General features: G+C 69.9%; 25 protein-coding genes and 1 pseudogene. All 26 read right to left on the bottom strand.

Annotation, left to right across the window (positions count from 1 at the left end):
• Positions 1-19: 19 nt before the first annotated feature.
• A complete protein-coding gene (locus K2M58_RS02860) occupies positions 20-808 on the bottom strand; it encodes a MotE family protein (protein ID WP_220678202.1) in 789 nt (262 codons plus the stop codon).
• On the bottom strand, positions 801-1,250 hold the full coding sequence (locus K2M58_RS02855; protein ID WP_169816913.1) for a flagellar FliJ family protein: 450 nt from the start codon (positions 1,248-1,250) through the stop codon (positions 801-803). The genes K2M58_RS02860 and K2M58_RS02855 overlap by 8 nt, the downstream gene beginning before the upstream one ends.
• Before the next feature lie 107 nt (positions 1,251-1,357).
• Complete coding sequence (locus tag K2M58_RS02850) at positions 1,358-2,680, bottom strand: FliI/YscN family ATPase (RefSeq protein ID WP_220678201.1); 1,323 nt, start codon at positions 2,678-2,680, stop codon at positions 1,358-1,360.
• On the bottom strand, positions 2,677-3,555 hold the full coding sequence (locus tag K2M58_RS02845; RefSeq protein WP_220678200.1) for a flagellar assembly protein FliH: 879 nt from the start codon (positions 3,553-3,555) through the stop codon (positions 2,677-2,679). The genes K2M58_RS02850 and K2M58_RS02845 overlap by 4 nt, the downstream gene beginning before the upstream one ends.
• Positions 3,548-4,537 carry a flagellar motor switch protein FliG gene (gene fliG / locus K2M58_RS02840; protein WP_066200023.1) on the bottom strand — a complete coding sequence of 330 codons (990 nt, stop codon included), beginning with the start codon at positions 4,535-4,537 and terminating at the stop codon, positions 3,548-3,550. Before fliG ends, K2M58_RS02845 begins: the two co-directional genes overlap by 8 nt.
• A gap of 76 nt (positions 4,538-4,613) precedes the next feature.
• The gene (gene fliF, locus K2M58_RS02835; RefSeq protein ID WP_066200019.1) at positions 4,614-6,212 is read right to left on the bottom strand and encodes a flagellar basal-body MS-ring/collar protein FliF; all 1,599 of its coding nucleotides are present in this window, start codon (positions 6,210-6,212) and stop codon (positions 4,614-4,616) included.
• A gap of 37 nt (positions 6,213-6,249) precedes the next feature.
• Positions 6,250-6,567, bottom strand: coding sequence for a flagellar hook-basal body complex protein FliE (locus K2M58_RS02830; RefSeq protein WP_066200016.1), 318 nt, complete (start codon positions 6,565-6,567; stop codon positions 6,250-6,252).
• Between the two features lie 103 nt (positions 6,568-6,670).
• The gene (flgC, locus tag K2M58_RS02825) at positions 6,671-7,159 is read right to left on the bottom strand and encodes a flagellar basal body rod protein FlgC (RefSeq protein ID WP_220678199.1); all 489 of its coding nucleotides are present in this window, start codon (positions 7,157-7,159) and stop codon (positions 6,671-6,673) included.
• Between the two features lie 2 nt (positions 7,160-7,161).
• Complete coding sequence (flgB, locus tag K2M58_RS02820; protein ID WP_066200010.1) at positions 7,162-7,536, bottom strand: flagellar basal body rod protein FlgB; 375 nt, start codon at positions 7,534-7,536, stop codon at positions 7,162-7,164.
• A gap of 570 nt (positions 7,537-8,106) precedes the next feature.
• Entirely contained in the window at positions 8,107-8,889 is a 783-nt protein-coding gene (codY, locus tag K2M58_RS02815; RefSeq protein WP_066200007.1) for a GTP-sensing pleiotropic transcriptional regulator CodY, read from the bottom strand.
• 96 nt (positions 8,890-8,985) lie between these two features.
• The gene (gene hslU, locus K2M58_RS02810) at positions 8,986-10,386 is read right to left on the bottom strand and encodes an ATP-dependent protease ATPase subunit HslU (RefSeq protein ID WP_220678198.1); all 1,401 of its coding nucleotides are present in this window, start codon (positions 10,384-10,386) and stop codon (positions 8,986-8,988) included.
• Positions 10,387-10,950: an ATP-dependent protease subunit HslV gene (gene hslV / locus K2M58_RS02805; RefSeq protein ID WP_066441242.1), complete on the bottom strand. Its 564-nt coding sequence runs from the start codon at positions 10,948-10,950 to the stop codon at positions 10,387-10,389.
• 29 nt (positions 10,951-10,979) lie between these two features.
• Entirely contained in the window at positions 10,980-11,939 is a 960-nt protein-coding gene (locus K2M58_RS02800) for a tyrosine recombinase XerC (protein ID WP_220678197.1), read from the bottom strand.
• Between the two features lie 84 nt (positions 11,940-12,023).
• Positions 12,024-14,387 (bottom strand): type I DNA topoisomerase, encoded by a 2,364-nt coding sequence (topA, locus tag K2M58_RS02795; RefSeq protein ID WP_220678196.1) that lies wholly within the window; start codon positions 14,385-14,387, stop codon positions 12,024-12,026.
• A 118-nt stretch (positions 14,388-14,505) separates the two neighbouring features.
• Complete coding sequence (dprA, locus tag K2M58_RS02790; protein ID WP_220678195.1) at positions 14,506-15,864, bottom strand: DNA-processing protein DprA; 1,359 nt, start codon at positions 15,862-15,864, stop codon at positions 14,506-14,508.
• A 305-nt stretch (positions 15,865-16,169) separates the two neighbouring features.
• The gene (gene sucD / locus K2M58_RS02785; RefSeq protein ID WP_220678194.1) at positions 16,170-17,069 is read right to left on the bottom strand and encodes a succinate--CoA ligase subunit alpha; all 900 of its coding nucleotides are present in this window, start codon (positions 17,067-17,069) and stop codon (positions 16,170-16,172) included.
• A gap of 3 nt (positions 17,070-17,072) precedes the next feature.
• Positions 17,073-18,242: an ADP-forming succinate--CoA ligase subunit beta gene (gene sucC, locus K2M58_RS02780; protein ID WP_220678193.1), complete on the bottom strand. Its 1,170-nt coding sequence runs from the start codon at positions 18,240-18,242 to the stop codon at positions 17,073-17,075.
• A gap of 43 nt (positions 18,243-18,285) precedes the next feature.
• Positions 18,286-18,813: a thiol peroxidase gene (gene tpx / locus K2M58_RS02775; RefSeq protein ID WP_220678192.1), complete on the bottom strand. Its 528-nt coding sequence runs from the start codon at positions 18,811-18,813 to the stop codon at positions 18,286-18,288.
• A 492-nt stretch (positions 18,814-19,305) separates the two neighbouring features.
• Positions 19,306-19,509, bottom strand: coding sequence for a hypothetical protein (locus K2M58_RS02770; RefSeq protein ID WP_220678191.1), 204 nt, complete (start codon positions 19,507-19,509; stop codon positions 19,306-19,308).
• A gap of 380 nt (positions 19,510-19,889) precedes the next feature.
• Positions 19,890-21,449: a YifB family Mg chelatase-like AAA ATPase gene (locus K2M58_RS02765; RefSeq protein WP_220678190.1), complete on the bottom strand. Its 1,560-nt coding sequence runs from the start codon at positions 21,447-21,449 to the stop codon at positions 19,890-19,892.
• A 153-nt stretch (positions 21,450-21,602) separates the two neighbouring features.
• Positions 21,603-22,190 (bottom strand): nitroreductase family protein, encoded by a 588-nt coding sequence (locus tag K2M58_RS02760; protein WP_354667531.1) that lies wholly within the window; start codon positions 22,188-22,190, stop codon positions 21,603-21,605.
• Positions 22,191-22,449: 259 nt separating this feature from the next.
• Positions 22,450-23,175, bottom strand: coding sequence for a glycerophosphodiester phosphodiesterase family protein (locus tag K2M58_RS02755; RefSeq protein WP_220678188.1), 726 nt, complete (start codon positions 23,173-23,175; stop codon positions 22,450-22,452).
• An 87-nt stretch (positions 23,176-23,262) separates the two neighbouring features.
• Positions 23,263-23,823, bottom strand: a complete 561-nt coding sequence (locus K2M58_RS02750) for a YraN family protein (RefSeq protein WP_220678187.1) — start codon at positions 23,821-23,823, stop codon at positions 23,263-23,265.
• Positions 23,820-24,461 (bottom strand): ribonuclease HII, encoded by a 642-nt coding sequence (locus K2M58_RS02745; protein ID WP_220678186.1) that lies wholly within the window; start codon positions 24,459-24,461, stop codon positions 23,820-23,822. Before K2M58_RS02745 ends, K2M58_RS02750 begins: the two co-directional genes overlap by 4 nt.
• Before the next feature lie 111 nt (positions 24,462-24,572).
• Positions 24,573-25,118 (bottom strand): signal peptidase I, encoded by a 546-nt coding sequence (gene lepB, locus K2M58_RS02740; RefSeq protein ID WP_252393576.1) that lies wholly within the window; start codon positions 25,116-25,118, stop codon positions 24,573-24,575.
• Positions 25,119-25,417: 299 nt separating this feature from the next.
• Positions 25,418-25,759, bottom strand: a pseudogene (gene rplS / locus K2M58_RS02735) (50S ribosomal protein L19); the annotation flags it as partial.
• Between the last annotated feature and the right edge of the window lie 219 nt (positions 25,760-25,978).

Below are 25,978 nucleotides of genomic sequence, written 5' to 3'. Positions count from 1 at the left end.
GGGGTTGGACGCTCACCGCCTAGCGGGCGGCGTCCGGCGTCAGCCGGTCGACGAGCCCCCGCCCGACCGCCGGCGGGAGCGCCGCGAGGATCGGCCCCCGGCTCGGCGCATCCAGGGCGGCGAAAGCGGTGGCGGCAACCCCCGGACGCTTGCCGTACAGGTCGGCGAGGAGCTTGGCCGCGGCATCGGGCGGCATCGCCTTCAGCGTGAGGGCGAGCGCTCCGGCCCGATCCGGCGACCCGTCCAGAAGGCGGGCGACGAGGTCCGCCGCCTTCTCCGGCGCCAGCTTCCCGAGGACCGCGCTTCGGGCGTCGCTCCCCAGGCCGAGCCAGATCGCCGAGGCGAGCCCCGGATCGAGGAGGCCGAGGATCTCCGCCGCCTTCGACGGCGGAAGTCCTTCCAGAGCCCGGATCGCGGCCTCCTCCCTTCGTTTTTGCTCCGCCTGCTGGCCCTGGGCCGCCGCGAGGGCCGCCTCGAGAGCGGCCTTTTCCGACGCCAGGGCGGCCTTTTCCTGTTCCAGCTGCGCCAGGGCCCGGGCCTGTTCTTCGATCTTGGCCGCCTGAGCGCGCACTTCTTCCTCCAGCGCCTGAAGGCGCGCCGCCGCCGTCTCGGTCGGGGCCGCGCCGCCCTCGGCCGGCGCCGGCCGGAGGAGGGCGGCGCCCTTGGCCCAGAGGGAGCGGCCGTAGGACAGGACGTCGACGCCGAACGCCGCCAGCGTCACCGCCGTCACGACGACGGAGAAAAAGCCGGGGATGAGTCCGACGTAAATCACCCAGTCGAGCCGCGACGGGCGTTTCGCCTCATCCATCGTCGTCTCCTCCTTGCCGCCGCCGCCAGCCCTGGACGGCCACCTCGTCGAAAAACGCCTGCTCCCGCCGGACCGCCTCGGCCTGCGCCCGCGCCCGGACCCGGTCGCTCAGGCGCTCGTACGCCCGCACTTCCCGGCGTTTTTCCAGCACCTCCGACCGGCGGGCCGCCACCCCCTCCATCGCCGCCCGGTGGGCCGCTTCCTCGGACCGCAGGGCCTCCCGAAGCCGCCAGACGTCGGCGGCGGCGACGAGGAGGGCGTAGGCCGGCACCCCGGCCTCGGCCCGGCCGAGGACCTGCGCGGCGGCGGCGGCCGCCTCCGCCTGCCGGGCCAAAAGCCTTGCCTCGGCTTCCCGGGCGGCGGCCTCGGCCTCCCGGAGGCGGAGTTCCCGAAGCGCCTTTTCCTGCTCGGCCAGTCGCTTAAGCCGCTCCAGCCAGCGCACGGCCTTCCCCCCGTTTTCGTCGGCAAACCGGTTCGGTCTCCGGTCGGCCGACCGGATCGGGCGGCGAACCGGTCGGAGCCGCGAACCGGTTCGGTCGACCGACCGGATCAATCGGCAAACACCGCCTGAAGCGCCGAGAGCGTCTCCTCCGGTGCGGCCCGCTCGTCGACGTCCTGCCGCAAAAAGGCGTCCATCGCCTCCTTGCGCTTCAGGCTTTCGTCGAGCCGGGCGTTCTGTCCCCGCCGGTAGGCGCCGATGGCGATGAGGTCTTCCGACTGGCGGTAGACGGCGGCGAGCTCTCGAAAACGCGTCGCGAGATGGAGCTGCTCCGGCGGGACGATCGCCCGCATGACCCGGCTTGTGCTCTCGAGGACGTCGATCGCCGGGAAGTGCCCCCGCTGGGCGAGGGCGCGGCTTAAGACGATGTGCCCGTCGAGGAGGCCCCGGACGGCGTCGGCGATCGGATCGGTGAGGTCGTCCCCGTCGACGAGGACGGTGTAAAACGCCGTGATCGACCCCCGCTCGCTCGTCCCCGCCCGCTCCAACAGCTTCGGCAAAAGCCCGAACACCGACGGCGGATAGCCTTTCGTCGTCGGCGGCTCGCCGGAGGCGAGGCCCACCTCCCGGGCGGCGTGGGCAAAGCGGGTGAGGGAGTCCATCATGAGGAGGACGTCGAGCCCCCGGTCGCGAAAATATTCGGCGATCGCCGTCGCCACGTAGGCGCCTTTCATCCGGAGAAGCGCCGGCTGGTCGCTCGGCACGGCGACGACGACCGACCGGCGCCGGCCCGCTTCGCCGAGGTCCCGCTCGAGAAACTCCCGCACCTCCCGGCTCCGCTCGCCGATGAGGGCGATGACGTTCACGTCGGCCGCCGTCCCCCGGGCGATCATCCCGAGGAGCGTGCTTTTGCCGACGCCGCTTCCGGCAAAGATTCCCATCCGCTGTCCCCGGCCGACGGTCAGCAGCCCGTCGATCGCCCGGATGCCGACCGGAAGCGGCGCCCGGATCGGCGGTCGGGCGAGGGGGGGCGGCGGCGGCCGGAACACCGGCCGCCGCTCGCTCCGGATGGGCGCCCCCCCGTCCTGCGGCCGGCCGAGGCCGTCGAGGACGCGGCCGACGAGCGTTTCGCCGACGACGACCGACAGGGGGCCGCCGGCCGGGCGCACGCGGGCTCCGGGCCCCACCGCGCCGAGATCGCCGAGGGGCATGAGGAGGACCGCGCCGCGGCGAAAGCCGACGACTTCCGCCAGCACCTCCGCCCCGCCGCCCTCGGGGACGATCCGGACCGCATCGCCGACGGCGACCGCCGGCCCCCGGGAGACGATGAGAAGCCCGACGACTTCCTGGACTTCGCCCTGAAGCTCGAGGGGCTGAAACGCCTCCAGCCGGGCCCCGAGGGCGGCGAGCCTCTCCCGAAGGCCGTCCTTCATCGTCCGCCCTCCGCCCCGAGCGGCGCCGGCAGCGGGTCGCCCCCGGGAGGCGGCGAGCCCTCCCCCGGGTTCCCCCCGGTCGGGGCGGCCGCCTCGAGCAGGGCGGCGGCCAGGCGCTCGATCTGCCCCTCCACCGAAGCGTCGACGATCCCGCCCTCCGTCGCCACCCGGACGCCGGAGACGAGGTCGGTCGCCGGCAGGAGGCGCAGGGCGACCCCTTCCGGCAGGGCGGCGGCGAGTTCCGACCGCCGGCCGACGAGGGCGGCGTACCGCTCCGCGGGGGCGTAGACCGTCACCGTCTCGAGAAGGGGGGCGGAAAGGAGGATCTCCCGGGCATAGGCGACCCACGCCCCGTCGTCCGAAAGGGCCCGGCGGGCGATCTTTTCCGCCGCCTGGAGGGCGAGGCGGACGAGCGCCGGCAGCGCCTCGTCGAGGGCGGCCCGGAATTCCGCCTCAAGGGCCGAGCGGGCGGCGGCGACGGCCGCAAGCCGCTCGGCGTAGGCGGCCTCCGCCGCCCGGCGGCCGGCGGCCTCGCCGGCGGCATAGCCGGCCCGGTACCCTTCCGCTTCGGCCGCCGCCCTCGCCTCGGCCGTAAGCCGCTCGGCCTCCTTCCGGGCGGCGGCGAGGATCGTCTCCGCGTCGGCCCGGGCCGCTTCCAGGATCGCCGCCGCCTCGGCCTGGGCGGCGGCGAGGATCGCCGCCCGTTCCGCTTCCGGATCGGCGTCGGCGCGGGCCGGGGCGTCCGGGAGGTCGGCATGGGGCGGGGTGCCGCCGGACGGCCCCGACCCGGCGGCGGGGCGCTTCGGCGCCGGCGGGGGAACGACGAGGACGAGCGGACGGCCGGCGAGCGGCGCCCCCTTGATGACGCTAGACAATGATCTCGTCCCCCCTCCGGCTGATGATGATCTCGCCGGCCTCCTCGAGGCGCCGGATCACGGCGACGATCCGCTGCTGGGCGTCCTCGACGTCCCGGAGGCGGACCGGCCCCATGTACTCCATCTCCTCCCGGAAATTTTCCGCCATTCGCTGCGACATGTTCCGGAAGATGTGCGCCTTGACGTCCTCGCTGGCCGCTTTGAGGGCGAGCAGGAGGTCTTCGTTCGCCACCTCCCGGATGACCCGCTGGACCGACCGGTCGTCGAGGAGGATGATGTCTTCGAAAACGAACATCCGCTTCTTGATCTCTTCCGCCAGCTCCGGATCCCGCTCCGCCAGCGCTTCGAGGATCGTCCGCTCGGTGCTCCGGTCGACGCCGTTTAAGATGGCGACGACCTGCTCGATGCCGCCGGCCTGCCGGACGTCGGAAAACGCCGTCGAAGCGAGCTTCTGCTCGAGGATCGCCTCGATCTCGTCGATCACCTCCGGCGCCGCGCCGCTCATCGTCGCGATCCGCGTCGCCACCTCGGTCTGAAGCTCCGGCGGGAGCGCCGAGAGGATCGGCGCCGCCTGCTTCGGGTCGAGGTACGAAAGGACGAGGGCGATCGTCTGGGGATGTTCGTTTTGCAAGAAATTTAAGACCTGCATTGGATCGGCTTTTTTCATGAAATCAAACGGCCGGACGGTGAGGGCCGCCGTCAGGCGACTCAAAACCTCATGGGCCTTCTGCGGCCCGAGGGCTTTTTCCAGCAGTTCTTTGGCGTACTGGATGCCGCCCTGGGCGATCGCCTGCTGGGCGACAAACAGCTGGTGAAACTCCCGGATGACGGCGGCCTTTTCTTCCATTTCGACGCTGGTGAGGCTGGCGATCTCGAGCGTCAGCCGCTCGATCTCGTCGTCCCGGAGGTGCTTAAACACGGGCGCCGAAGCCTCGGGCCCGAGGGCGATGAGGAGAATCGCCGCTTTTTTGATCCCCGGCATCTCTTTTCCGCCCCGCGACACCGCCTTTCACCCCCACCGCTTCCCGGCGCCGGCCCGGGTGCGCCGGCCGGGCGCCTCAGCCGTCTTCTTTGAGCCAGGTCCGAAGCACGGCGACGAAGTCCTTCGGCTTTTCCCGGGCGAGGCGTTCGAGCTGCTTTTGAATTCGCGCCTCGTCGGTCTCCTCGAGCTGAAGCGGCGGCACCGCTTCCGCTTCCGGCGGAAGGACGGCGGAAAAGCCCGGCGCATCGGCTTCCGCCGGCGCCTTCCGCCGCCGGATGAGGAGGAAGACCAAAAGGGCGATCAGCGCGAGGAGAACGCCGGCGGCGACGAGCCCCCGCCAGTCTTGCCACCACGGCGCGGCCGGCGGCCCTCCCGCCTCGGCGCCGGTGGAAAATTTTTCGACGACGACCTGCACGCGCCCGGCGGGATCGCCGGCGTTCGCTCCCGCGTCGGCCAGGGCCGAGCGGACGACGTTGGCGGCGATGTCCCGGACCCGGCCGGTGAGGTCGGCGACCCTCGGGTCGTTCGGATCCAGGCCGAGGGCGCCGGCGTCGAGGGCGATGTTCACCGCCAGATCCTTGAGGGCGTACGGCTGTTCCTTGACGGTGCGGGTGATGCGGTTGAGCTCGTAGTTGACCCGGTCTTCCGTCCGCTCGTACTGCCCGCGCCCCGTCCCGGTCGCCTGATACCCGGGGACGTCCGTCGTGCCGACGCCGGCGATCCCGCCCGGCGGCTGCCCCTCCCCCTGCCACGTCTCGGAGAGCTTCTCCATGCTGAGGACGAGCCCCTGGCGGTTGGCCTCATCCGGCGCCGTGACGAGGTGCTCTTCGCTCTGGCGGGCCGTAAAGTCGACGGTGGCAAACGCCTGAACGACAAACTTGCCGGGGCCGAAGATCGGCGTCAGGAGGCGGGCGAGGCCCCCTTCGACGTCCCGCTCGATCGCCCGCTTGACCTCCTGCATGCGGGCGTAATCCGGGGCGTCCGCCGCCTCCCCCGCCGGCGGCGGTTCGAGGAGCGTGCCGTACTGGTCGGTGATGGCGATGTTGTCGCGCTTTAAGTTCGGCACGCTTTTTTCCACCAGCGTGTACAGGGCGGCCACCGCCGGCGGTTCGAGCCGGACGCCGGGGGCGAGGTGGAGGATGACCGCGGCGCTCGCTTCGCCGGGGGCCTGGGCGACCCAGATCGACGGCTCCGGCAGCGTGAGCATGACCTGCGCCCGCTCGACGCCCCGGATGCCCGTCTCGATCATCCGGGCCAGCTCGTTTTCCAGCGCCTTCCGCTCCAGCGTGGAAAACTGCCGGTCCGTCAGCCCCATGCCGGTGTTTTTCGCCAGCGCGTCGTATGTAATCGTGCCGGTCCGGGGCAGCCCCTCGGCGGCGAGCTTCACCCGCACTTCGGCGGCCCGCCGCCGGTCCACGTCGAGGCTCCGGCCGTCGGGAGCGATCCGGTAGGGGATGCCTTCGGCATCCAGCCGGGCGGCGATCTCGCCGATCTCCCGTTCCGTGAGGTTGGTGTAGACCCGCTCGTAATCGACGTGCCGGGCATACAGAACCGCCACCAGCCCGGCGGCGACCACGGCGGCCAAGGCGAGCCCGCCGAAGAGCCGGGCCCGCGGCGAAAGCCCCTTGATCCGCTCGATCGCCGCGCTTGTATACGCCTTCAGCCTCTCCAGCACCCTCTACACCTCAACGCATCGCGCGCGGCCGCCGGCTTTAAAGCGGCATGCGCATGAGCTCCTGATACGCTTCGATCGCCTTGTTCCGGACGGCGACCGCCGTCTCGACGATGAGCTCCGCCCGGGCGAGATCGAGCATCACCCGGTGCGGCGGCACCGGAAGGCCGAGGGCAAACGCCCCGGCGCTCGCCTCCGCCTGGCGCTCCGCCGCCTCCCACGCCCTCAAGGCGTCCCGAAGCGCCGTCCGAAAATCGGCGCCGGCGGCCTCCGGCCGGTTCCCGACCGGCGCGGCGCCGGCCGCTCCGACCGGCGCGAAGGCGGTGAGAGGGGCGATCCCGGAAAACGGTCCGGCCATCGTCTCCCTCCTTTCGAGAAGCGATTCTGGAAGCCCGATCCTCGAAGGTCGGATCGATCCAACGCTTCGCCGGCCCGACGAACCGCCGGATCGAAGAGGCCGATCAGCGGCGCCCGAGTTCGAGCGTCTTCTGCCAGAGCGCCTTGCCGACGGCAAACGCCGTCGCGTTCGCTTCGTAGGCCCGGGCGGCGGCGAGGAGGTCGACCATCTCCCGGGTGAACTCGACGTTGGGGTAGGCGACGAAGCCGCCTTCATCGGCGTCCGGATGGCCGGGGTCGTAGACGCGCTTGGGCGGCGACGGATCCCGCTCGATCGCCCGGACTCGGACGCCGCCCGCGAGCATCCCGGTGCCGACGGGCGACGGGCGGGCAGGGGACCCGAGCGCCGCCTGAAGCTCGGCGGCAAAATTCGCCGGCCGGAGGGGAATCGGTTCGAGGGCGACCGTCCGCCGGACGTACGGCTGCCAGCGGCCGCCTTCGAACGTCGCCCGAGTCGTGTCAGCGTTGGCGATGTTTTCCGCGATCACGTCGAGCCGGAGCCGGCCGGCGGTGAGCCCCGAGGCGCTGATCGAAAGCGGTGATGCCCAGACCATCGTCAGCGGCCCTCCCGCAGGACGACGGTGAGCCGCCGGAGCGTCGCGCCGGCGATCTCCACGAGCGTCTCGCCCCGGAGGGCGTTGTCCGCCAGGGAGACGAGCTCGTAGTCGAGGTCGACGTTGTTGCCGTTTATGCTCCCGCGGGTCCCCCGGTCTTCGACGAGGCGGTATGCCGGCGCCGCGGAACCGCCGATCGGAAGGTGCCGGGGGGCGTCCGTCCGGCCGCGGAAGGCGGAGGCCGCCTCCTGAAGGACGACGTCGAAGCGCCGGTAGCCGGGGGTGTCGGCGTTGGCGATGTTGTTCGCCAGGGCCTGCTGGCGGAGGTAGACGCCGTCGAGCGACAGGCCGAGGAGGCCGAACATCCGGTCGAGCATGGGCACCGTCCTTTCTTCCCGTGCCGAAGGGACCTGAGATCGCGCCGGTCAAACGGAGGAGACGCCGAGCGAAACGCGGCGGAGGCGCTCCGATCGGCCGGGGCCAAGCGGCTCGGTCAAGAGCGGATGCGCCGGGCCGAACCCCTTCGGACGCCGGCCGTCCGGCGTAGGCCGCCCGGCGGATGGCGCCGGTCGAAGGGACGGGACGAATCCCGGCGGAGGGCCGGATCGGGCCCTCCCCGGTTCGATCTCGATCCCGTCCGTTCGACGATTTCAACCATCGTATTCGACACCCGGCGACGAATTCCTTTCGGCGAATGCGCCCCCGGCCGGTTTTTTAGAACTGCCGGGTTTTTGATCCCTTTTTCATCCTAGCCGACGGGGAACCGGAAAAACAATGCTCCGGAAGTCCTATCTTCCTTTTTTTCACTTTCCCCGATCGACACAGGAAAAAAATTAGGAAAAACGTCGGAAACGGGTCGAAGGCGGTCGTCGGCCGGGGCCGGCAGAGCAAAAAACGCCCGACCGGCCGATCGGCCGGTCGGGCGAAGGGGCCGGGGGCGACCCGGCTCAGGCCCGGACGCGCTCGAGCTCCGGCAGGAGCTTGTCGTTCAGAATCTTGATGTAGGTGCCCTTCATGCCGAGGGAGCGGGATTCGATGACGCCCGCCGACTCGAGCTTCCGGAGGGCGTTCACGATGACGCTCCGGGTGATGCCGACCCGGTCGGCGATCTTGCTCGCCACGAGGAGGCCTTCCGTCCCGTCGAGCTCCTTGAAGATGTGCTCGACCGCCTCGAGCTCGCTGTACGAGAGCGAGCTGATCGCCATCTGGACGACGGCCTTGTTCCGGGCTTCCTGCTCGATGAGCTCGGCCCGCTCCCGGAGAATCTCCATGCCGACGACCGTCGCTCCGTATTCGGCGAGGACGAGGTCGTACTCGCTGAAGGGCTCCTTCAGCCGGGCGAGGAGCAGCGTCCCCAGCCGGTCGCCGCCGCCGATGATCGGCACGATCGTCGTCAGGCCGTCTTTGAGCTGCTCCCGCATCTCGACCGGGAAGGCGGTGAGGTCGGATTCGATCGGGATGTTCGTCATCGTCTCCTGGACCTTCAGCAGTTCGTTGTTGTACCACTCGGGGAAGCGCCGCTCGGCGAGCATCTGCTGCATCCGTTCGTTGTCGATCTCGGTGTGGATGGCGTACCCGAGGACCTTCCCCTTCCGGCTGAGGACGTAGACGTTGGCGCCGATGGCGTCCCGGAGCACTTCCGCCATCTCGGTGAAGTTGACGCTCTGGCCGGCCGATTTTTGCAGCAGCCGGTTGATCTTCCGCGTCTTGTGCAAAAGATCGGTGCTCATCGGACGTTCCTCCTTTTCCGGTTGATCGAGGATTGGCGCATCCGGCGTGAGATCCCGGCCGCCGGCGTCGGCCGGGCCGGCGGCAGGCCGGGCGGCTCACAGGATGTATCGGCTGAGATCCCGGTCCTCGGCAATCGGCCCGACTTCCGCCCGGACGACCTCCGGCGTGATGACGACCGTCTCGCCGGAGCGCTCCGGCGCCTCGAACGACAGCCGTTCGAGGAGCTTCTCCAGGATCGTGTGCAGCCGCCGGGCGCCGATGTTTTCAGTATGGGCATTGACGGCGGCGGCCAATCGCGCAATTTCGCGAATTGCTTCTGGTGTGAACTGCACCCGCACCCCTTCCGTTTCGATGAGGGCGGTGTACTGCTTGATGAGCGCGTTTTCCGGTTCGGTGAGGATGCGGACGAAATCGTCCTCGGTGAGGGCCGAAAGCTCGACCCGGACCGGAAAGCGCCCCTGGAGCTCCGGGATGAGGTCCGACGGCTTGGCGACGTGAAAGGCGCCGGCGGCGATGAAGAGGATGTGGTCGGTCTTCACCGGGCCGTACTTCGTCATCACCGTCGAACCCTCGACGAGGGGGAGGATGTCCCGCTGGACGCCTTCCCGGGAGACGTCGGGGCCGGCGGTGCCCTCCCGGCCGGCGATCTTGTCGATCTCGTCGATGAAGATGATCCCTTCCTGCTCGGCCCGCCGGATCGCCTCCTCCCGCACCTCCTCCATGTCGATGAGCTTCTGGGCCTCTTCCTGGATGAGGATCGGCCGCGCCTCCCGGACCGGCAGGCGCCGGCGCTTCGTCCGGCGGGGGAGGAAACTGCCGAAGAGGTCCTTCACGTTGAGGCCGAACTCCGAGGCGCCGGCGCCGGCGATGATCTCGAGGGGCGTCGGCGCGCTGTCCTCCACCTCGATCTCGACGAGGGTGTCCTCGAGCTGGCCGGCCCGGAGCTGCGCCCGGACGTGCTCCCGGGTGGCGTCGTCGCCGGCGGGACGGGGCTCACCGCTTTGGCCGCCGGCGCCGCCGAACGGGCCGAAAAACATCTCCAGCGGGTTTTCCGGCCTCCGGTCGGTCCGCCGGCCCGACGGGACGAGGAGGTCGACGAGGCGCTCTTCCGCCCGGCGGCGGGCTTCCGCCTCGACGAGGGCCATCTTTTCCTGCTTGACGAGGTGGATCGCCGCCTCGACGAGGTCCCGCACCATGGCGTCGACGTCCCGGCCGACGTAGCCGACCTCGGTGAACTTCGTCGCCTCCACCTTGACGAACGGCGCGCCGACGAGGCGGGCGAGGCGGCGGGCGATTTCGGTCTTGCCGACGCCGGTCGGCCCGATCATCAGGATGTTTTTCGGCATCACCTCGTCCCGAAGCGGCTCCGGAAGCCGGCTCCGCCGGTAACGGTTCCGGAGCGCCACCGCCACCGCCCGCTTCGCCGCTTCCTGACCGACGATGTATTTGTCGAGTTCGGCGACGATCTCCCGCGGGGTGAGGGTCTTCCCGTTCACTCAGGCGCCTCCTTCCGCCGGCAGCTCTTCGACGACGAGGCGGTCGTTCGTGTAGACGCAGATTTCGGCGGCGATCTTGAGGGCCGCCTCGGCAATCTCCCGGGCGGAAAGGGCCGGCGCATGCCGGAGGAGGGCCCGGCCGGCGGCGAGGGCGTACGGTCCGCCGGAACCGATGGCGGCGATGCCGTCGTCCGGCTCGATCACCTCGCCGTTTCCGGAGAGGATCAGGAGGTGGTCCCGGTCCATGACGAGGAGCATCGCCTCGAGCCGCCGGAGCAGGCGGTCCGTCCGCCATTCCTTGGCCAGCTCGACGCTCGCCCGGGGGAGGTTCCCGTGATACGTTTCGAGCTTGGCCTCAAATTTCTCAAACAGGCTGAAGGCGTCGGCGACGCTTCCGGCGAAACCGGCAACGACGTCGCCGCGATAGAGGCGGCGAACCTTCTTGGCCGTCTGCTTCATGATCGTCGCATTGCCGAACGTCACCTGGCCGTCGCCGGCCATCGCCGACCGGCCCCGATGCCGGACGGCGACGATCGTCGTCCCGTGAAGCTCATAGCCTTCCACGCGCGCATGGCCTCCTTGCACCGCCGGGGTCAGCGTTCCCCGGGGTCGGGTTCCCGCTCGGGCTCCGGCGGGCGGGTCGCCCGCGGATGGGACGCCCGGTACGCCTCCCGCAGGCGCTTGGGCGCAAGATGCGTGTAGATCTGGGTCGTGGAAAGATTCACATGCCCCAACAGCTCCTGCACGACGCGGATGTCGGCGCCGCCGTCCAGAAGGTGCGTGGCAAACGTGTGTCGGAGCACGTGCGGCGTCGCCCGGGCGGCGATGCCGGCCTCCCGGCGGAGACGCTCCAGGCGCCGCCGGACGGCCCGATCCGAAAGGGGCGCCCCCCGAACGCCGACGAAGACGTGCTCCACCGGCGCCGGCGCCCGTCTGAGGAGGGCGGGACGGCCTTGCTCGAGGTACCGGGCGAGGGCGGCCGCCGCCGGACGGCCGAAGGGGACAATGCGGCCTTTTCCTCCTTTGCCTTTGACCGTCACCAGCCGCCGGCCGAGGTCGAGGTCGCCGAGGACAAGGCCGACGAGCTCGCTCACCCGAAGGCCGCTCGCGTACAGGAGTTCCAGCATGGCCCGATCCCGAAGGCCGATCGGCGACTCCGCCGGCGCCGCGAGCAGCTTAGGCATCTCGTCGGGCATGAGCGCCTTCGGGAGCCGCCGGCCCCGGCGGAGGAGCCGGACGGCGGCAAACGGGTCGGCCGGAAGCCGCCCTTCCCGGACGAGGTAGCGGAAAAAGGCCCGCGCCCCCGACACCCGCCGGGCGACGGTCCGCCGGCTCAGCCCCGCTTTGAGAAGCGCCGCAACGTACTGCCGGGCGAGGGCCGGCGTGACGTCTTCCGGCCGCCGGACGCCAACCTCGGCGAGGAACGCCATCAAGCTTCGGACGTCGGCGGCGTACGCCTCGATCGTCCGCCGGGATGCGCCTCGCTCGGCGGAAAGATACCGCAAAAAAGAAAGAAGCGCCGCTTCCATCGCCTTCCCCTCCGGCGCTTCCATCTTATCACGCCCCTCCGGCAAATGCAAGGAAATTGTGCCGGGTTCGGGTATAATTCAGAATTACGGTGCGCCCGGGTCCACAATTTAGCGGACGTACTCCCGGTCACACGTCTTCTTTTTGCGGACGTCCGGCCCGGAACCGTCCGAAGCGACGGCCTCCGGCGCGGTGTCGTCCGACGCGGGCCCGCGCCCCTCGGAAGCCTCCGGCGCCGAGGCGCCCGCCCCGACGGCTTCCGGCGCAGGAGCATGGCCCGCCGGTCCTTCGGAAACCTGGGGACCGGGAACGAGGAAGGGCGTCGGCTCCACCGGCGGGAGCGCTTCCAAGTCGAACCGGGCGCCACAGGCGGTGCACACGGCCATCTCCCGGCCCCGCCGGCCCTTCAGAACGAGGAGGCCGCCGCATTCCGGACACGGCGCCGGGTGCGGCCGGTCCCACGTCGTAAAATCGCACTCCGGGAAGCGGCTGCAGCCGTAAAACACCCGGCCCCGCTTCGACCGCCGCTCGACGAGCTCCCCCTGTCCGCACTTCGGGCAGCGGGCACCGCTCGAGACGACGTACGGCTTGGTGTTCGTGCATTCCGGATAACCGGAGCAGGCGAGAAACTTGCCGTAGCGGCCGGTCTTGACGACCATCGGCCGGCCGCAGACATCGCAGTCGACGCCGGCGTACTCCGGCTCCAGGGTGACCGGCGCCATCTCCGCCTCCGCCGCCTCGAGCCGGCGCTGAAACTGGGCGTAAAACGTCTCGAGGAGCGTCCGGGAATCGAGGGCCCCTGCCTCGATTCGGTCGAGATCGGCCTCCATCTTGGCCGTAAAGGAGACGTCGATGATCTCCGGGAAGAACCGCTCGAGAAGCTCCGTCACGAGCCGGCCGAGCTCCGTCGGATGAAAGCGCCGGTCCCGGAGGACGACGTAGCCCCGTTTCTGGATCGTCTCGATCGTCGGCGCGTACGTCGACGGCCGGCCGATGCCGAGCTCTTCCATCGTCTTGACGAGCTGGGCTTCGCTGTAGCGGGGCGGCGGCTGGGTGAAATGCTGCCGCGGATCCGTCCGGAGGTGGCGGAGCGTCTCACCCCGCTCGACGGGGACGATCCGCCGGAGCTCGCCGAAGTCTTCCTCCCCGACGTCTTCGGACTTGCCGCCGCCTTTTGCTTCCCGGGCTTCCGCCGCCGGACGGTCTTCCGTCGCCTCCTCGTAGACTCGGAGGAAACCGTCGAATTTGATCACCGATCCGGCGGCCCGGAAGCGGGCATCGCCGGCGCCGATCGTCACCGTCGTCGTGTCGTAGACGGCCGGCGGCATCTGGCTGGCGACAAACCGCTCCCAGATGAGGCGGTAGAGGCGGTACTGATCCCGCGAAAGGTACGGCTTGACCGCCTCCGGCGTCCGGCGGACTGACGTCGGCCGGATCGCCTCGTGGGCATCCTGGGCCCCGGCGCGGGCTTTCCGCACCGGCGGCGCCGCCGGCACGTAAGCGTCGCCGAAGACCTCGGCGAGGTACGCCCGGGCCTCCGCCTGGGCGAGTTCCGACACCCGGACGGAGTCGGTCCGCATGTAGGTGATGAGGCCGACGTGGCCTTCCGGGCCGAGGGGGACGCCTTCGTAGAGTTCCTGGGCGACCCGCATCGTCCGGGTGGCGCGAAAGCCGAGCTTTCGGGACGCCTCCTGCTGAAGGGTGCTCGTCGTAAACGGCGCCGGCGGCTTCCGCCGCCGCTCCCGGCGGGCGACGTCGAGGACGACAAACGGCCGGCCTTCGATGTGCCGAAGGAGCGCCGCGACGTCCGCCGACGACCGAAGCGGCGTCTTTTCCTCGCCGTAACCGTAAAACTGCGCCACCAGTTCTCCGGCGGCGGCTTCGAGGTGGACGTCGACGGTCCAGTATTCTTCCGGGACAAACGCCTCGATTTCGTTTTCTCGGTCAATGATGAGCTTGACCGCCACCGACTGGACGCGGCCGGCGGAGAGGCCCTTTTTGACCTTTTTCCAGAGGAGCGGGCTGATCTGGTAGCCGACGAGCCGGTCGAGGATGCGCCGCGCCTGCTGAGCGTCGACGAGGGCCCGATCGATCTTCCGGGGATGTTGGAACGATTCTTTGACCGCCCGCTCGGTGATCTCGTGGAAGACGACCCGGATCGGCGCGTCGAGATCGAGCTTTAAGTACTGCGCCAGGTGCCAGGCGATCGCCTCCCCCTCCCGGTCGGGGTCGGAGGCGAGGTAGACGCGGGATGCCTTTTTTGCCGCGTCTTTGAGCGCCTTGAGCACCTCTCCCTTGCCGCGGATGGTGATGTATTTGGGGACGAATCCGGCCTCGATGTCGACGCCGAGCTCGCTTTTCGGCAGATCCCGGACGTGGCCCATCGAGGCGAGGACGCGGTATTTTCGACCGAGGTATTTGGCGATCGTCTTCGCTTTGGCCGGCGACTCGACGATGACGATGGACTCGGACACGGCGGATCTCCCTTCTGCCCCTCATTCGGGACGCCGGCCGGCCCGGGGCAGGACCGGCCCCGCACCGGCGGCGCTCCGGCCGGCGGTGCGGCGGCATCGGCTGTAAAGTTTAGCCTTATTATGGTCGCGGCATGCGCCGTTTGTCAATCGGAAGGGTGTAGCGGCCGCCGGGCAGGCGCCGGACCCAGCCCCGGAGCTCGAGGCGGGTGAGCGCCGCGAGGACATCCGCCGCCGGCGCCCCGGCGGCGGCCACGAGGGCGTCCATCGGAAGGGCCGGCGCCGCCGCCAGCGCCGTAAGGAGGCGCTGCTCAAGGGCCGGCGCCTCGCGCCCTTCCTCCGGCGGCGCATGGCGCTCCTCCGACGGCGGCGCACGATCGTCCTTCCGCAAAGCCGGATCCTCCGCCGACGCCGCCGGGCGCCCCTGAGAAGCAATATGCGGATCCGCCGCAGGCGGTGCGCCGCCCCTCCCCGACGCGCCGGGGCCTGCCGCCGGATCTTCCATCTCCGGAGCCGGAAGCCGCGGGGCCCCGGCCGGCGGCCCCTCGCGATCCTCCTTCGCCTCCCCGAGCCAGAGCACCGGATCGGCGACGACGGGCCGGTATTCCGCCAGGATGTCGTCGACGCCCAGGACGAGCTTCGCCCCTTCCTGGATGAGGCGGTTCGGTCCGTCGCTTTTCGGCGAAAAGATCGGCCCCGGCACGGCGAACACGTCCCGGCCCTGCTCGAGGGCCCAGGCGGCGGTGATGAGGGCGCCGCTTCGCCCGTGCCCTTCCACGACGACGACGCCCCGGGCGAGGCCGCTCAGCAGGCGGTTTCGCTCGGGAAAGTACGCCCGGTGGGGCCGCGCGTCCGGCGGGTACTCGGAGAGGACGAGCCCCCGCTCGGCTATGGCGCGAAAGAGGGCCGCGTTCGACGGCGGGTACGGGTAAAACAGCCCGCCGCCGAGGACGGCGATCGTCCCCCCGGGGCCCTCCAGGGCCGCGGCGTGGGCGGCGGCGTCGATCCCGGCGGCAAGGCCGCTTACGACACACCAGCCGGCGGCCGAAAGCCCTTCGGCGAGCGCCCGGGCGGCCCGGATGCCGTACGGGCTCGGCGCCCGCGTGCCGACGACGGCGATCGCCGGGCGGCGAAGGAGCGAAAGATGGCCCCGGGCGTAGAGGACCGCCGGCGGATCGGGAATCTCCCGAAGCGCCGGCGGAAAGGCATCCGCCTCCGGCGTGAGGACGACGATCCCGGCCGTCTTCAGCTTCCGGGCGGCGGCGGCGATCGCCTCCGGCCTAAGCTCGGCCCGAAGCCGCTCCGCCAGTTCCCGGCCGACCCACGGCGCCGGGTCGATGTTCCCGTCCAGAAAAGCGTCCCACCGGCCCCGAAGCCCTTCGACGAGCACCCGGAGCCGCCGGCGCCCGAGCCCCGGCAGGCGCCCGGCCAGCCAGAGAGCGGCTCCGACCCGGAGCGAAGCCCCATGCCGCTCGACCACGTCGCTCCCTCCCTCGGCTTAAGAAACGTCCCAGGCCCGCCGTTCGTCCCCCCAACCCGTCGTTCCGTCGGACAGGCCCTGAAGCCACCGGCGGCCCGCTTGCGGGTCGGAGGCCGAGCGGATCGGGGGCTTTCCGACCCCTGCCGTATCCTTCGCCGTCCGATCGGCCGATTCCTTTTTTTTCTGCCGAAAACGAAAAAAGCCGCCTCCGATCCGGCGGAGGCGCCTCCGTCCGGGGCGCCGCCCGCCGCGAGGATCGGAAAGCGGTGTTTTGCGGATTTCCCCTTCCCAAGCCGGGGCCCGGTTCAGCCGGTGACCTTGTCGAGGAGACCCCGGACCTTCAGCGTCTCGACGAGCGTCTCGCCGATCGCCGCCGGCGTCGGCGCCACCCGGACGTCCGCCGCCTCGAGCGCCGCGACCTTTTCTTTGGCCGTCCCCTGACCGCCGGCGATGATCGCCCCGGCGTGGCCCATCCGGCGGCCCGGCGGCGCCGTCTGCCCGGCGATGAACGCGACGACCGGCTTCGTCATGTTCGCCTCGATCCACCGGGCGGCCTCCTCTTCCGCCGTCCCGCCGATTTCCCCGATGAGGATGACCGCCTCGGTGTCCGGATCTTCCTCGAACATCTTCAACACATCGATAAACTCCGTCCCCTTGACCGGATCGCCTCCGATGCCGACGGCCGTCGACTGGCCGATCCCCCGGGTGGTCAGCTGGTGCACCGCCTCGTAGGTGAGCGTCCCGGAGCGGGAGACGATGCCGACCTTCCCCGGCTTGTGGATGTAGCCGGGCATGATGCCGAGCTTCGCCGCGCCGGGGGTGATGACGCCGGGGCAGTTCGGCCCGATGAGGCGCGTCGGGCGGCCTTCGAGGGCGCGTTTGACCTTGACCATGTCGAGCACCGGAATGCCTTCGGTGATGGCGACGATGAGCCGGATGCCGGCGTCGGCCGCCTCGAGGATGGCGTCGGCGGCGTACGCCGGCGGGACGAAGATGACCGACGCGTCGGCCCCCGTCGCCCGCACCGCCTCCGCCACCGTGTCGAACACCGGCACGCCGTGCACTTCCGTGCCGCCTTTGCCCGGCGTGACGCCGCCGACGACCTTCGTGCCGTACTCGATCATCTGCCCGGCGTGGAAGCGGCCGGCGTCGCCCGTGATGCCCTGGACGATGACCCGCGTGGTGTGATCGACGAGGATGCTCACCCCTCAGGCCCCCTTCCCGACGATCTCGACGATCTTCTGCGCGCCGTCCGCCATCGTGTCGGCCGAGATGATCGGGAGCCCCGAGCGATCGAGGATCGCCTTTCCGAGCTCGACGTTCGTCCCTTCCAGCCGGACGACGAGCGGCCGGTCGAGACCGACTTCCCGGGCGGCGGCGACGATCCCTTCGGCGATGATGTCGCACTTCATGATCCCGCCGAAGATGTTGACGAAAATCCCTTTGACGTTCGGGTCGGCGAGGATGATCTTAAACGCCGCCGTCACCTTCTCCTTCGACGCGCCGCCGCCGACGTCAAGGAAGTTCGCCGGCCGGCCGCCGTAGAACTGGATGATGTCCATCGTCGCCATCGCCAGGCCGGCGCCGTTCACCATGCAGCCGATGTTGCCGTCCAGGGCGATGTAGCTCAGGCCGTACTTCGACGCCTCGACCTCTTTCGGGTCTTCCTCGTCCAGATCCCGAAGGGCGGCGACCTCCGGACGGCGGAAGAGGGCGTTGTCGTCGAAGTTGAACTTCGCATCGAGGGCGACGAGCTCCCCGCCGCGCGTGAGGACGAGCGGGTTGATCTCCGCCAACGAAGCGTCCTTCTCGACGAAGACCCGGTAGAGGTTCAGGAAAAACGGCACGGCCTTCCCGACCGCCTCCCGGGGCAGGCCGATGGCGTAGGCGAGCTTCCGCGCCTGATACGGCATCAGGCCGACCGCCGGATCGACCGTCTCCTTGACGATCTTCTCCGGCGCCCGGGCGGCGACCTCTTCGATCTCGACGCCGCCTTCCGACGAGGCCATCACGACGACCCGGCCCGTCGCCCGGTCGACGACGGCGCCTATGTAAAACTCCCGCTCGATCGCCGTCCCCTCTTCGACGAGCACCTTGCGGACGACCTTCCCCTCCGGCCCCGTCTGGTGCGTGACCAGCGTCCGGCCGAGGAGCGCCTCGGCGTGGGCGCGGACCTCGTCGAGGTTCCGGGCGAGCTTGACCCCGCCGGCCTTGCCGCGGCCGCCGGCGTGGATCTGGGCTTTCACCACCCAGAGGTCGCCCCCGAGACGGCGGGCGATCTCCACCGCCTCCTCGGCGCTCGTCGCCACCTCTCCGCGGGGCACCGGAACGCCGGATTCCCGGAGGAGCGCCTTCGCCTGATATTCGTGGACGTTCATCCCGCATCCCCCTTCATCCGCGCCGACAAAAAAGGGACGCCCTTCAGAGGAGGGCGCGGACGGCTTCCAGCGCGGCGTCGTAGTTCGGATGTTCCGTCACGTCGGGCACGAGTTCAATGTAGCGGATCACATCGTCTTTGTCCAGCACGAAAATCGCCCGGTGATCGAGGCCGAACTCCTTGATGTAGACGCCGTACGACAGGCCGAAGTTATGATCGTAGTAATCCGAAAGGACCGTCACCCGATCGATGCCGGCGGCGCCGCACCAGCGGGCCTGGGCCGTCGGAAGATCGCAGCTTACGGTGATGATCGCCACGTCCTCCCCGAGGCGGCTCGCCTCTTCGTTGAACCGCCGCGTCTGAGCGTCGCAGACCGGCGTATCGAGGCTCGGCACGACGCTGATGAGCTTCACCTTGCCGGAAAAATCGCCGAGCGTCGTCCGCTCGTCGGAAAACGCGCTCTTCCGGAGCCGGAAATTCGGCGCCCGATCGCCGACCTGAAGCTCCGGGCCGACGAGGGTGACCGGCTGTCCTTTAAACGTCACCACACCCAAGCGCTCCACCTTCGCCATCCTTTCCGCCGGTTCCTCCGCTTCCGCCGGCCCTCCGGCCGGGACGTTCGCCTCTTGCGCCGCGGCCCCCGCCTCCCGCCGGCCGCGATACGAGGCGGTCGGCGGATCCGGCCGGGGTTCCTGGCCGGAGCCAAAACGGAAGCGGTCACGAAAATGCCGGCTTGTAATCTGATTCACAAGTATTATACCGCCCCGCCCCGCCCGGAGCAATCGCCGGTTCGTCGGGCGGCGGTCCACCGGATGGACGGGGGGACGACGTCCGAGGAAAGGGGCGCGGATCGCGACGAACGTCGATCCACGCGCAGAAGGAGAACGCCGACGATCGCCCATAAAAAGAAAAAACGGCCGATTCGCTCGGCCGAAATGACTTTCACGTTCCTTTCTGCACTTTCCTCTGCACTTTCCATCCGCCGTCTGCCCCGTCCGCCCCGCTTCTCCTCTCTTCCGCCCGGCCGGACGCGGGCATTCCTCGTTCCCCGGGCAGCGAGACCGTCACTGGATGCGGCCCCGGAGGAAACGGCGGCGCTTGATCGCCTCGAGGCTCTGCTTCCGGGCGAGCGCTTCAAAGTCGTCTTCGTCCCAGTCCGCCTCGGCGCTCGGCCGCTTCTCCCGGGCGTCGAGCCACTCCTTGAACTCCTCCCCGATCACCTGCTTCTGCCAGGCGAGCTGTTCTTCCTTCTTGTTGGGGAAGATCATCCCCTCTCACCTCCGTCTCACCGGTCTTCAAACATCCGTCGGCCCGCCGGACCGAACGATCGTCCTGCGGGTCGCTGTAAGGCAAAAGCCGCTTTCACGGCGCTCCCTCGGGGTTTGGGCGGGCCGGCGGTGCCTTCAACCGACCGGCTTACAGAAAACGTCGCGTCCACCCTCCGACCGAATCGGCCTGCCCTCCCACCGCTTCCACCGCCCGCGCCGGGGCTCGCCTTTATTATACCACACCCCCCAAAAAATCAATACCCCATTGCAAATTTTCCTCCGCTTGTCACAAAGATGTTAAAAGGCAAGTTTCGCGGTGCCGACAAAAAATCCGCCGGTGATTTCAAAAAGACAGCGCCGGCGTTTTCAATCGTTTTGGCTTATAAACTTTCGTCCCAACCATCCACCCGAAAGGCGAGCGCCTCCGCCACGTGCGCCTCCGCCACCTCGGCGGCGTCGTCCAGGTCGGCGATCGTCCGGGCCACCCGAAGCGCCCGGACCGCCCCGCGGCCGGTCAGGGCCGCCTGCCGGACGGCTTCGGTAAAAAGCCGCCGGGCAGCCGGCGAGATGGCCGCCGCCTTCCGGAGGAAGGCGACGTCCATCTCGCCGTTGAAGCGAAACGGCGTGCCGCGGAAACGGTGCCGCTGCCGTTCAAAGGCGGCGGCGAGCCGCCGGGCGAGGTCGGAGGCCCCGGACGGCGTCCCAGACGGTCCGCCGTCGGGCGCCGGTTCCCCGCCGGGGACCGCCGACCAGAGGGAAAAGCCGTCCGGCCGCGGAACGTCGACGACGAGATCGAACCGGTCGGCGATCGGCCCGGAGATCTTTTGCCGGTAGCGGGCGATCTCCGGCGCCCGGCAGCGGCACCGGTGCCGCTCGTCCTCAAAGCCGTAGTAGCCGCACGGACAGGGGTTCATCGCCGCGATGAGCAGAAATCGGGCCGGATAGACGACGCTTCCGCGGGTACGGCCGATCCAGACGCGGCCGCTTTCGAGCGGCTGCCGGAGCACCTCCAGCGCCCGGCGGGAAAACTCCGGAAGCTCGTCCAAAAACAAGACGCCCCGGTGCGCGAGCGTCACCTCGCCCGGCCGCGGCGGATTGCCGCCGCCGATGAGGCCGGCGGTCGTGATCGTGTGATGGGGCGCCCGAAACGGCCGTCTCCGGCGTTCCTCCGGCGGCCGCCGCATCCCGGCGACGTCGTAGATCGTCATCACCTCGCGCATCTCCGCCTCATCGAGCGGCGGAAGAAGCCGCGGCAGCCGCTCGGCGAGCATCGTCTTTCCCGCGCCCGGCGGGCCGATGAGAAGCGCCGAATGAAAGCCCGCCGCCGCGATGAGAAGCGCCCGCTTCGCCGCCGGCTGGCCAAAGACGTCGTCCAAATCGCCGTACGTGTGCGAAGGCTCCGGCTCCGAAGGGACGACGGCCGCCTCCGCCTTCCCCTCGAGATAGGCGACGACGTCCCGGAGCGACGCTCCGAGGAACGCCGGATGCCGGACCCACGCGGCGTCCGGCCGGCTTTCGGCCGGAAGGACGATCGCCCGAAAGCCCGCCTCCTTCGCCATGAGCCCCATCGCCAGCGTCCCCCGAACGGCTTTTAAGCCGCCGTCCAGGGAGAGTTCGCCGACGAGAAGCAGCCGTTCGAGCGGCCGGCGGGGCCTGATCTGGCCATCCGCGGCGAGGATGGCGACGGCGATCGGAAGATCCAGCCCGGAGCCTTCCTTTCGCCGGTCCGCCGGCGCCAGGCTCACGGTGATGCGCCGGAGGGGAAACTGAAAACCGCTGTTTCTGATCGCCGCCCGGACCCGCTCCCGGGCCTCGCGGACGGCGCCGTCCGGGAGGCCGACGATATCGAAGGCCGGAAGCCCGCCGGAGAGGTCCACCTCGACGGCGACGGGCAACCCGACGACGCCCTCGACGGTGGCGCCAAAGACGCGAACGACCATCCCCCACCCCCGCTTCCAAACGACGGCGCCGGCGGCCCCTTTCGCGCAAGCCGGGTCATCGATCCGTCGCCGGCCGCGTTCCGACCTTTTCGTCAGGCCGGCGGCACCCCTGGCCGGCCGATCCCAGGCCGGCCGCCCGGCCTCACCCCCGCCTCACCCGTCGGCGTACGGCCGGTCCTCATCGATCCACTTCGTCTTCTCCCAAAACGGCGTCCGGGTTCGCTCCGGCGGCGGGCCGTCGGGGTAGCCGAGGTAGACAAAGCCGACGATCTCGCCTTTTTCCCCGAGGCCGAAGAAATCCCGCACCTTCGGGTGGTACGTCTTTTTCCCGGTCCGCCACATCGCCCCGAGCCCCAGGGCGTGGGCGGCAAGCAGCATGTTCTGGATCGCCGCCGCCACCGCGGCCCGCTCCTCCGCCAGAACGACGTCCGGCCGCTCCGCCGGCACGACGGCGACGGCGATGACGACCGGCGCCCGGAACGGCTTCTTCGCCTCCCGTTCGAGTTTCTCCCGGTTTTCCGGCGTCTCGGGATCGACCATCTCCGCCTTGGCAAGCTCGACAAACAGCCGGGAAAGGGGTCGGCGCCCCTCGCCGGTGAGGACGAAAAAGCGCCACGGCTCCGTCCGGTGGTGCGTCGGTGCCCACGTCGCCGCCTCGAGGATCCGCTCGATCTTCTCCCGTTCCACCGGATCCGGCTTCACCCGGCCGATGCTCCGCCGCGTCCGGATCGCCTCCAGCACGTCCAACAGCGCTCTTCCTTTCCTGGTCGGTGATTCCTGGTCGGTGATGCAAGGTCCTGGTCGGTGATCCGAGGTCCGGCGCGCAAATGCCGCGTCCCTGATGCCGCGTCGTCGCTTGGGGGACGCGCGGTCGGCGAACACGCGATGTTAAGCAAAGGTCCCGGATCGTCCCGCGCCGGGCTTTTCACATTATAGCGCGCCGCCGGAAAAAAGGGGGGCGCAAAAAGATCTCCCGCGGTCCGACCGGCTTCCGGCCCGCTTACGGAACGGCCAAAAGGGCCTGCCGGGCTTCGGCCGGGCGGTTGGTGATGACGCCGTGCACGCCGTAGGCTTGAAGAAGCCGGATGTCCTCCGGCCGGTCGACGGTAAACGCCCGCACCCGGGCTCCGCACGCCGCGGCGTGGGCGGCAAGCTCCGGCGAGACGGTGAGGTAGTACGGGTGAAGGTCCGCTCCGCCGATCGCGGCGAGATACCGGCACGGGTCGAACAGCCGGGCGACGTAGAGGATCGCCGCCCGAACCTCCGGGTGCTCGTGCCGGAGGCGGCGGACGCTTTCGTGGTTGAACGACGAGAGGACGGTTCGCTCGACCAGATCATGCCGGTGGAGGAGGGCCACCACGGTCTCCTCGAGGCCCGGCATCGGAAAGAGAGCGTTTTTGAGCTCGATGTTGAGCCTCAGGTTCGTCCCCCGCGCCCACACGAGCACGTCCTCCAGCCGCGGCACCCGCTCGCCCCGAAAATCCGGGTGAAACCAGCGCCCGGCGTCGAGCCGGGCGAGCTCCGCCCACGTCTTTTCGTGCACGAAGCCGGAACCGTCCGTCGTCCGCTCCAGCGTCTCATCGTGGATCACCACGACGACGCCGTCCCGGGTGAGCTGCACGTCCAGTTCGATGCCGTCGGCGCCGGCGAGAAGCGCCGCCTGAAACGCTGCCAGCGTATTTTCCGGCGCCACCGCCGAAGCACCCCGATGCGCCCAAATCTCCACCTCGGTCCCTCCCCTGCGACCCGCCGGTCCGTCCGTTCCTTCCGCCCGGCGCCTCATCGTCTCTCCGTCCGCGCCTGAGGCGAAGGCCTAAAACGCTCCGGCCAGATGGACGATCGCCGCCGCCCCGCCGGCAAAGGTCACCTCGACGACATCGAAGCGGACCGGCACCTCGCCCCGGCCGCTTCGGGCCAGGTAAGCCGCCGCGAGGCGCCGGAGGCGGGCCTGTTTGCGCCCCGTCACCGACTCCCGGCCGGTGCCGAAAGCGGTGCCGCGGCGGGTGCGCACCTCGACGAAGACGAGGCATCCGTCCATCTCGCCAATAAGATCGATTTCGCCGTACCGGGTGCGAACATTCCGATCGATCGGGCGAAACCCCCGGGCGACGAGATGCTCGAGGGCCAGGGCCTCCCCCAGGGCGCCGAGCGCCTGGCGATCAAGCGTTCTGACGTCGGAGGGCCCGGAGCCGCCGGCGCCGGTCGATCCGGCGGCGTCGCGCGGTTCGACGTCGGGAGGTCCGGAGATTCCATGCGATCCAGACGCCCCGCGCGGTTCAAGATCGCCGCGCGGGGCGGAATTTTTCGACGGAACGCTTCCCGTCCGGCGGGCATCCGCCGGCCGCCGGGCGCCGCCGCCTCCGCCCGCCTTCATGCCCGCTCCCGCCCGCGGCTGCCGGTTTCGACCGCCGGCGCCGAGGCCAAAAAAGACAGGAACGTCCGGCGGTGCAGGGGCGTCGGGCCGAAGCGCTCCAGCCGATCCCGATGTTCCTTCGTCCCGTACCCCCGGTGCCGTTCAAAACCGAACGCCGGATAGACCCGCCCCCAGGCTTCCATCCACCGGTCCCGGACGACCTTGGCCACGATCGACGCCGCGGCGATGGAGATGCTCCGGCGATCCCCGTGCAGAAGAACCGTCTCCGGCACGCCCGCCTCCACGGGCAGCGCATCGACGAGGACCGCCTCCGGCGCCGGAGCGAGCCCCCAAAGCGCCCGCCGCATCGCGAGCCGCGTCGCCGGGACGATCCCCAGCCGGTCGATCTCCGCCGCCGTCGCCCGGCCGACGGCGACGGCCAAAGCCGCCTCGAGGATGCGGCCGTAGAGCGCCTCCCGCCGCTTGGGGGACAGGCGCTTCGAATCGTCCAGCCCCGGAATCGGACGCTCCGGCGACAGGATGACCGCGGCGGCGACGACCGGCCCCGCCAGCGGCCCCCGGCCGACTTCATCGACGCCGGCCAGGCGCCGGATCCCCGCCGCCCAGAAGCGCCGTTCGAACTCCTCTCCCGCCGGCAACGCTCATCCCTTCCTCTACGCCTGTGGCTTCCGGTCCTTACTCCTTTTTCCGGTCCTTTTTCCGGTCATTCCGCGTCAGGCTCTCGGTCTTGGGCGGGCTCCGACGCCGCCCTACGGGTGAAGCCAGCGAAACCGGTCGGGGGGCCAGAAGACAAACTCCGCCCGCCCGACAATGCGAGAGAGCGGCACGGGGCCGAGCACCCGGCTGTCGGTCGAATTTCGCCGGTTGTCGCCGAGGACGAACACCGTGCCCGGCGGCACCCGGTCCACGGTAAAATCTTCCGTAAACGGCAAATCCGGCGGCAGGTGCGCTTCTTCGAGCTCCTTTTTCCAGAGGGCCTTGTTTTCCGCCAGGTAAGGTTCGTCCACCGGCCGGCCGTTCACGTAGAGGACGTCGCGCCTCACCTCGAGTCGGTCCCCCGGAAGGCCGACGATGCGCTTGATAAAATCTTTGTCCGGCGTCGCGTGAAAGACGATGATGTCGCCCCGCTTCGGCGCTTCGAAGCGATAGATGAGCTTGTTGACGATGACCCGCTCGTGCGTCTCGAGCGTCGTCATCATCGACTCTCCGTCGACGATCGTCGGCGCAAAGACGTACGTTCTGACGAGCACCGACAGCACGACGGCGATGGCGATCGCCTTCGTCCAGTCCCACAGCTCTCGGGTGAGGGACCGCCGGCGCTTCGTCGCCTCCGGCGGAGCGGCGCCGCCTGCGTCGACCTCCGCCGCCTTGTGCTCGTCCGCCACATCCGGCCCCCCCTGTCGATCGACCCCAGTATACCCGATCCCGGGAAGCCGGCGCAAAGTCCCGGCCTGCCGGACCGCCCATGAAGTCCCGCCCGCCCGAAAGAAAAGAACGGCGCGCCGTGCGCGCCGCCCCTTCATTCGGGTTGGGACCCGGACGCCTCTTCGGCGACCGCCGCGGCCGGGGCCCCGGCCATCGCTTCCGCCTTCGGCTTCCGTTCTTTGATCTTCGCCGCCTTCCCGTGCCGCTCCCGCAGGTAATGGAGTTTCGCCCGGCGCACCTTCCCGGTGCGGACGACCTCGATCTTGTCGATCCGGGGCGAGTGCAGCGGAAACGTCCGCTCGACCCCGACGCCGTACGACACCTTGCGCACGGTAAACGTCTCGGAAATGCCGCCGCCCTGCCGCTTCAGGACGACCCCTTCAAACACCTGAACGCGCTCCCGGCCGCCTTCGACGACCTTGACGTGGACGCGAACCGTATCGCCGGGGCGAAAATCCGGCAGATCGTTCCGCAGCTGATCCGCGGTGATCTCGCGGATGATCGGATGCATGGCGTTCACCTCGCACGACATTTGCCATTATATCACGGGGCTCGCTCCCGTCGCAAGGCAGGCGGAAGATCGCCCGGGCGGAAAAACCCGGCGCGCCCCCGCCGGGCCTTCGCCGGCGCCGGGCGGCCGAACCGGCGCGCCGCGGTGCGGGCGGTCCCCCTGGCCCCCGCCGTCCCGGATCGGACGAGCCGAAGCGGCGGTTCGGCGGAGGATGCACCG

This window comes from Hydrogenibacillus sp. N12, assembly GCF_019645935.1.
In the GTDB taxonomy this organism is placed as follows: Bacteria; Bacillota; Bacilli; order Thermicanales; family DSM-22653; genus Hydrogenibacillus; species Hydrogenibacillus schlegelii.
The sequence above is the reverse complement of the archived record's forward strand: the minus strand, read 5'-3'. Positions and strand labels throughout refer to the sequence as shown.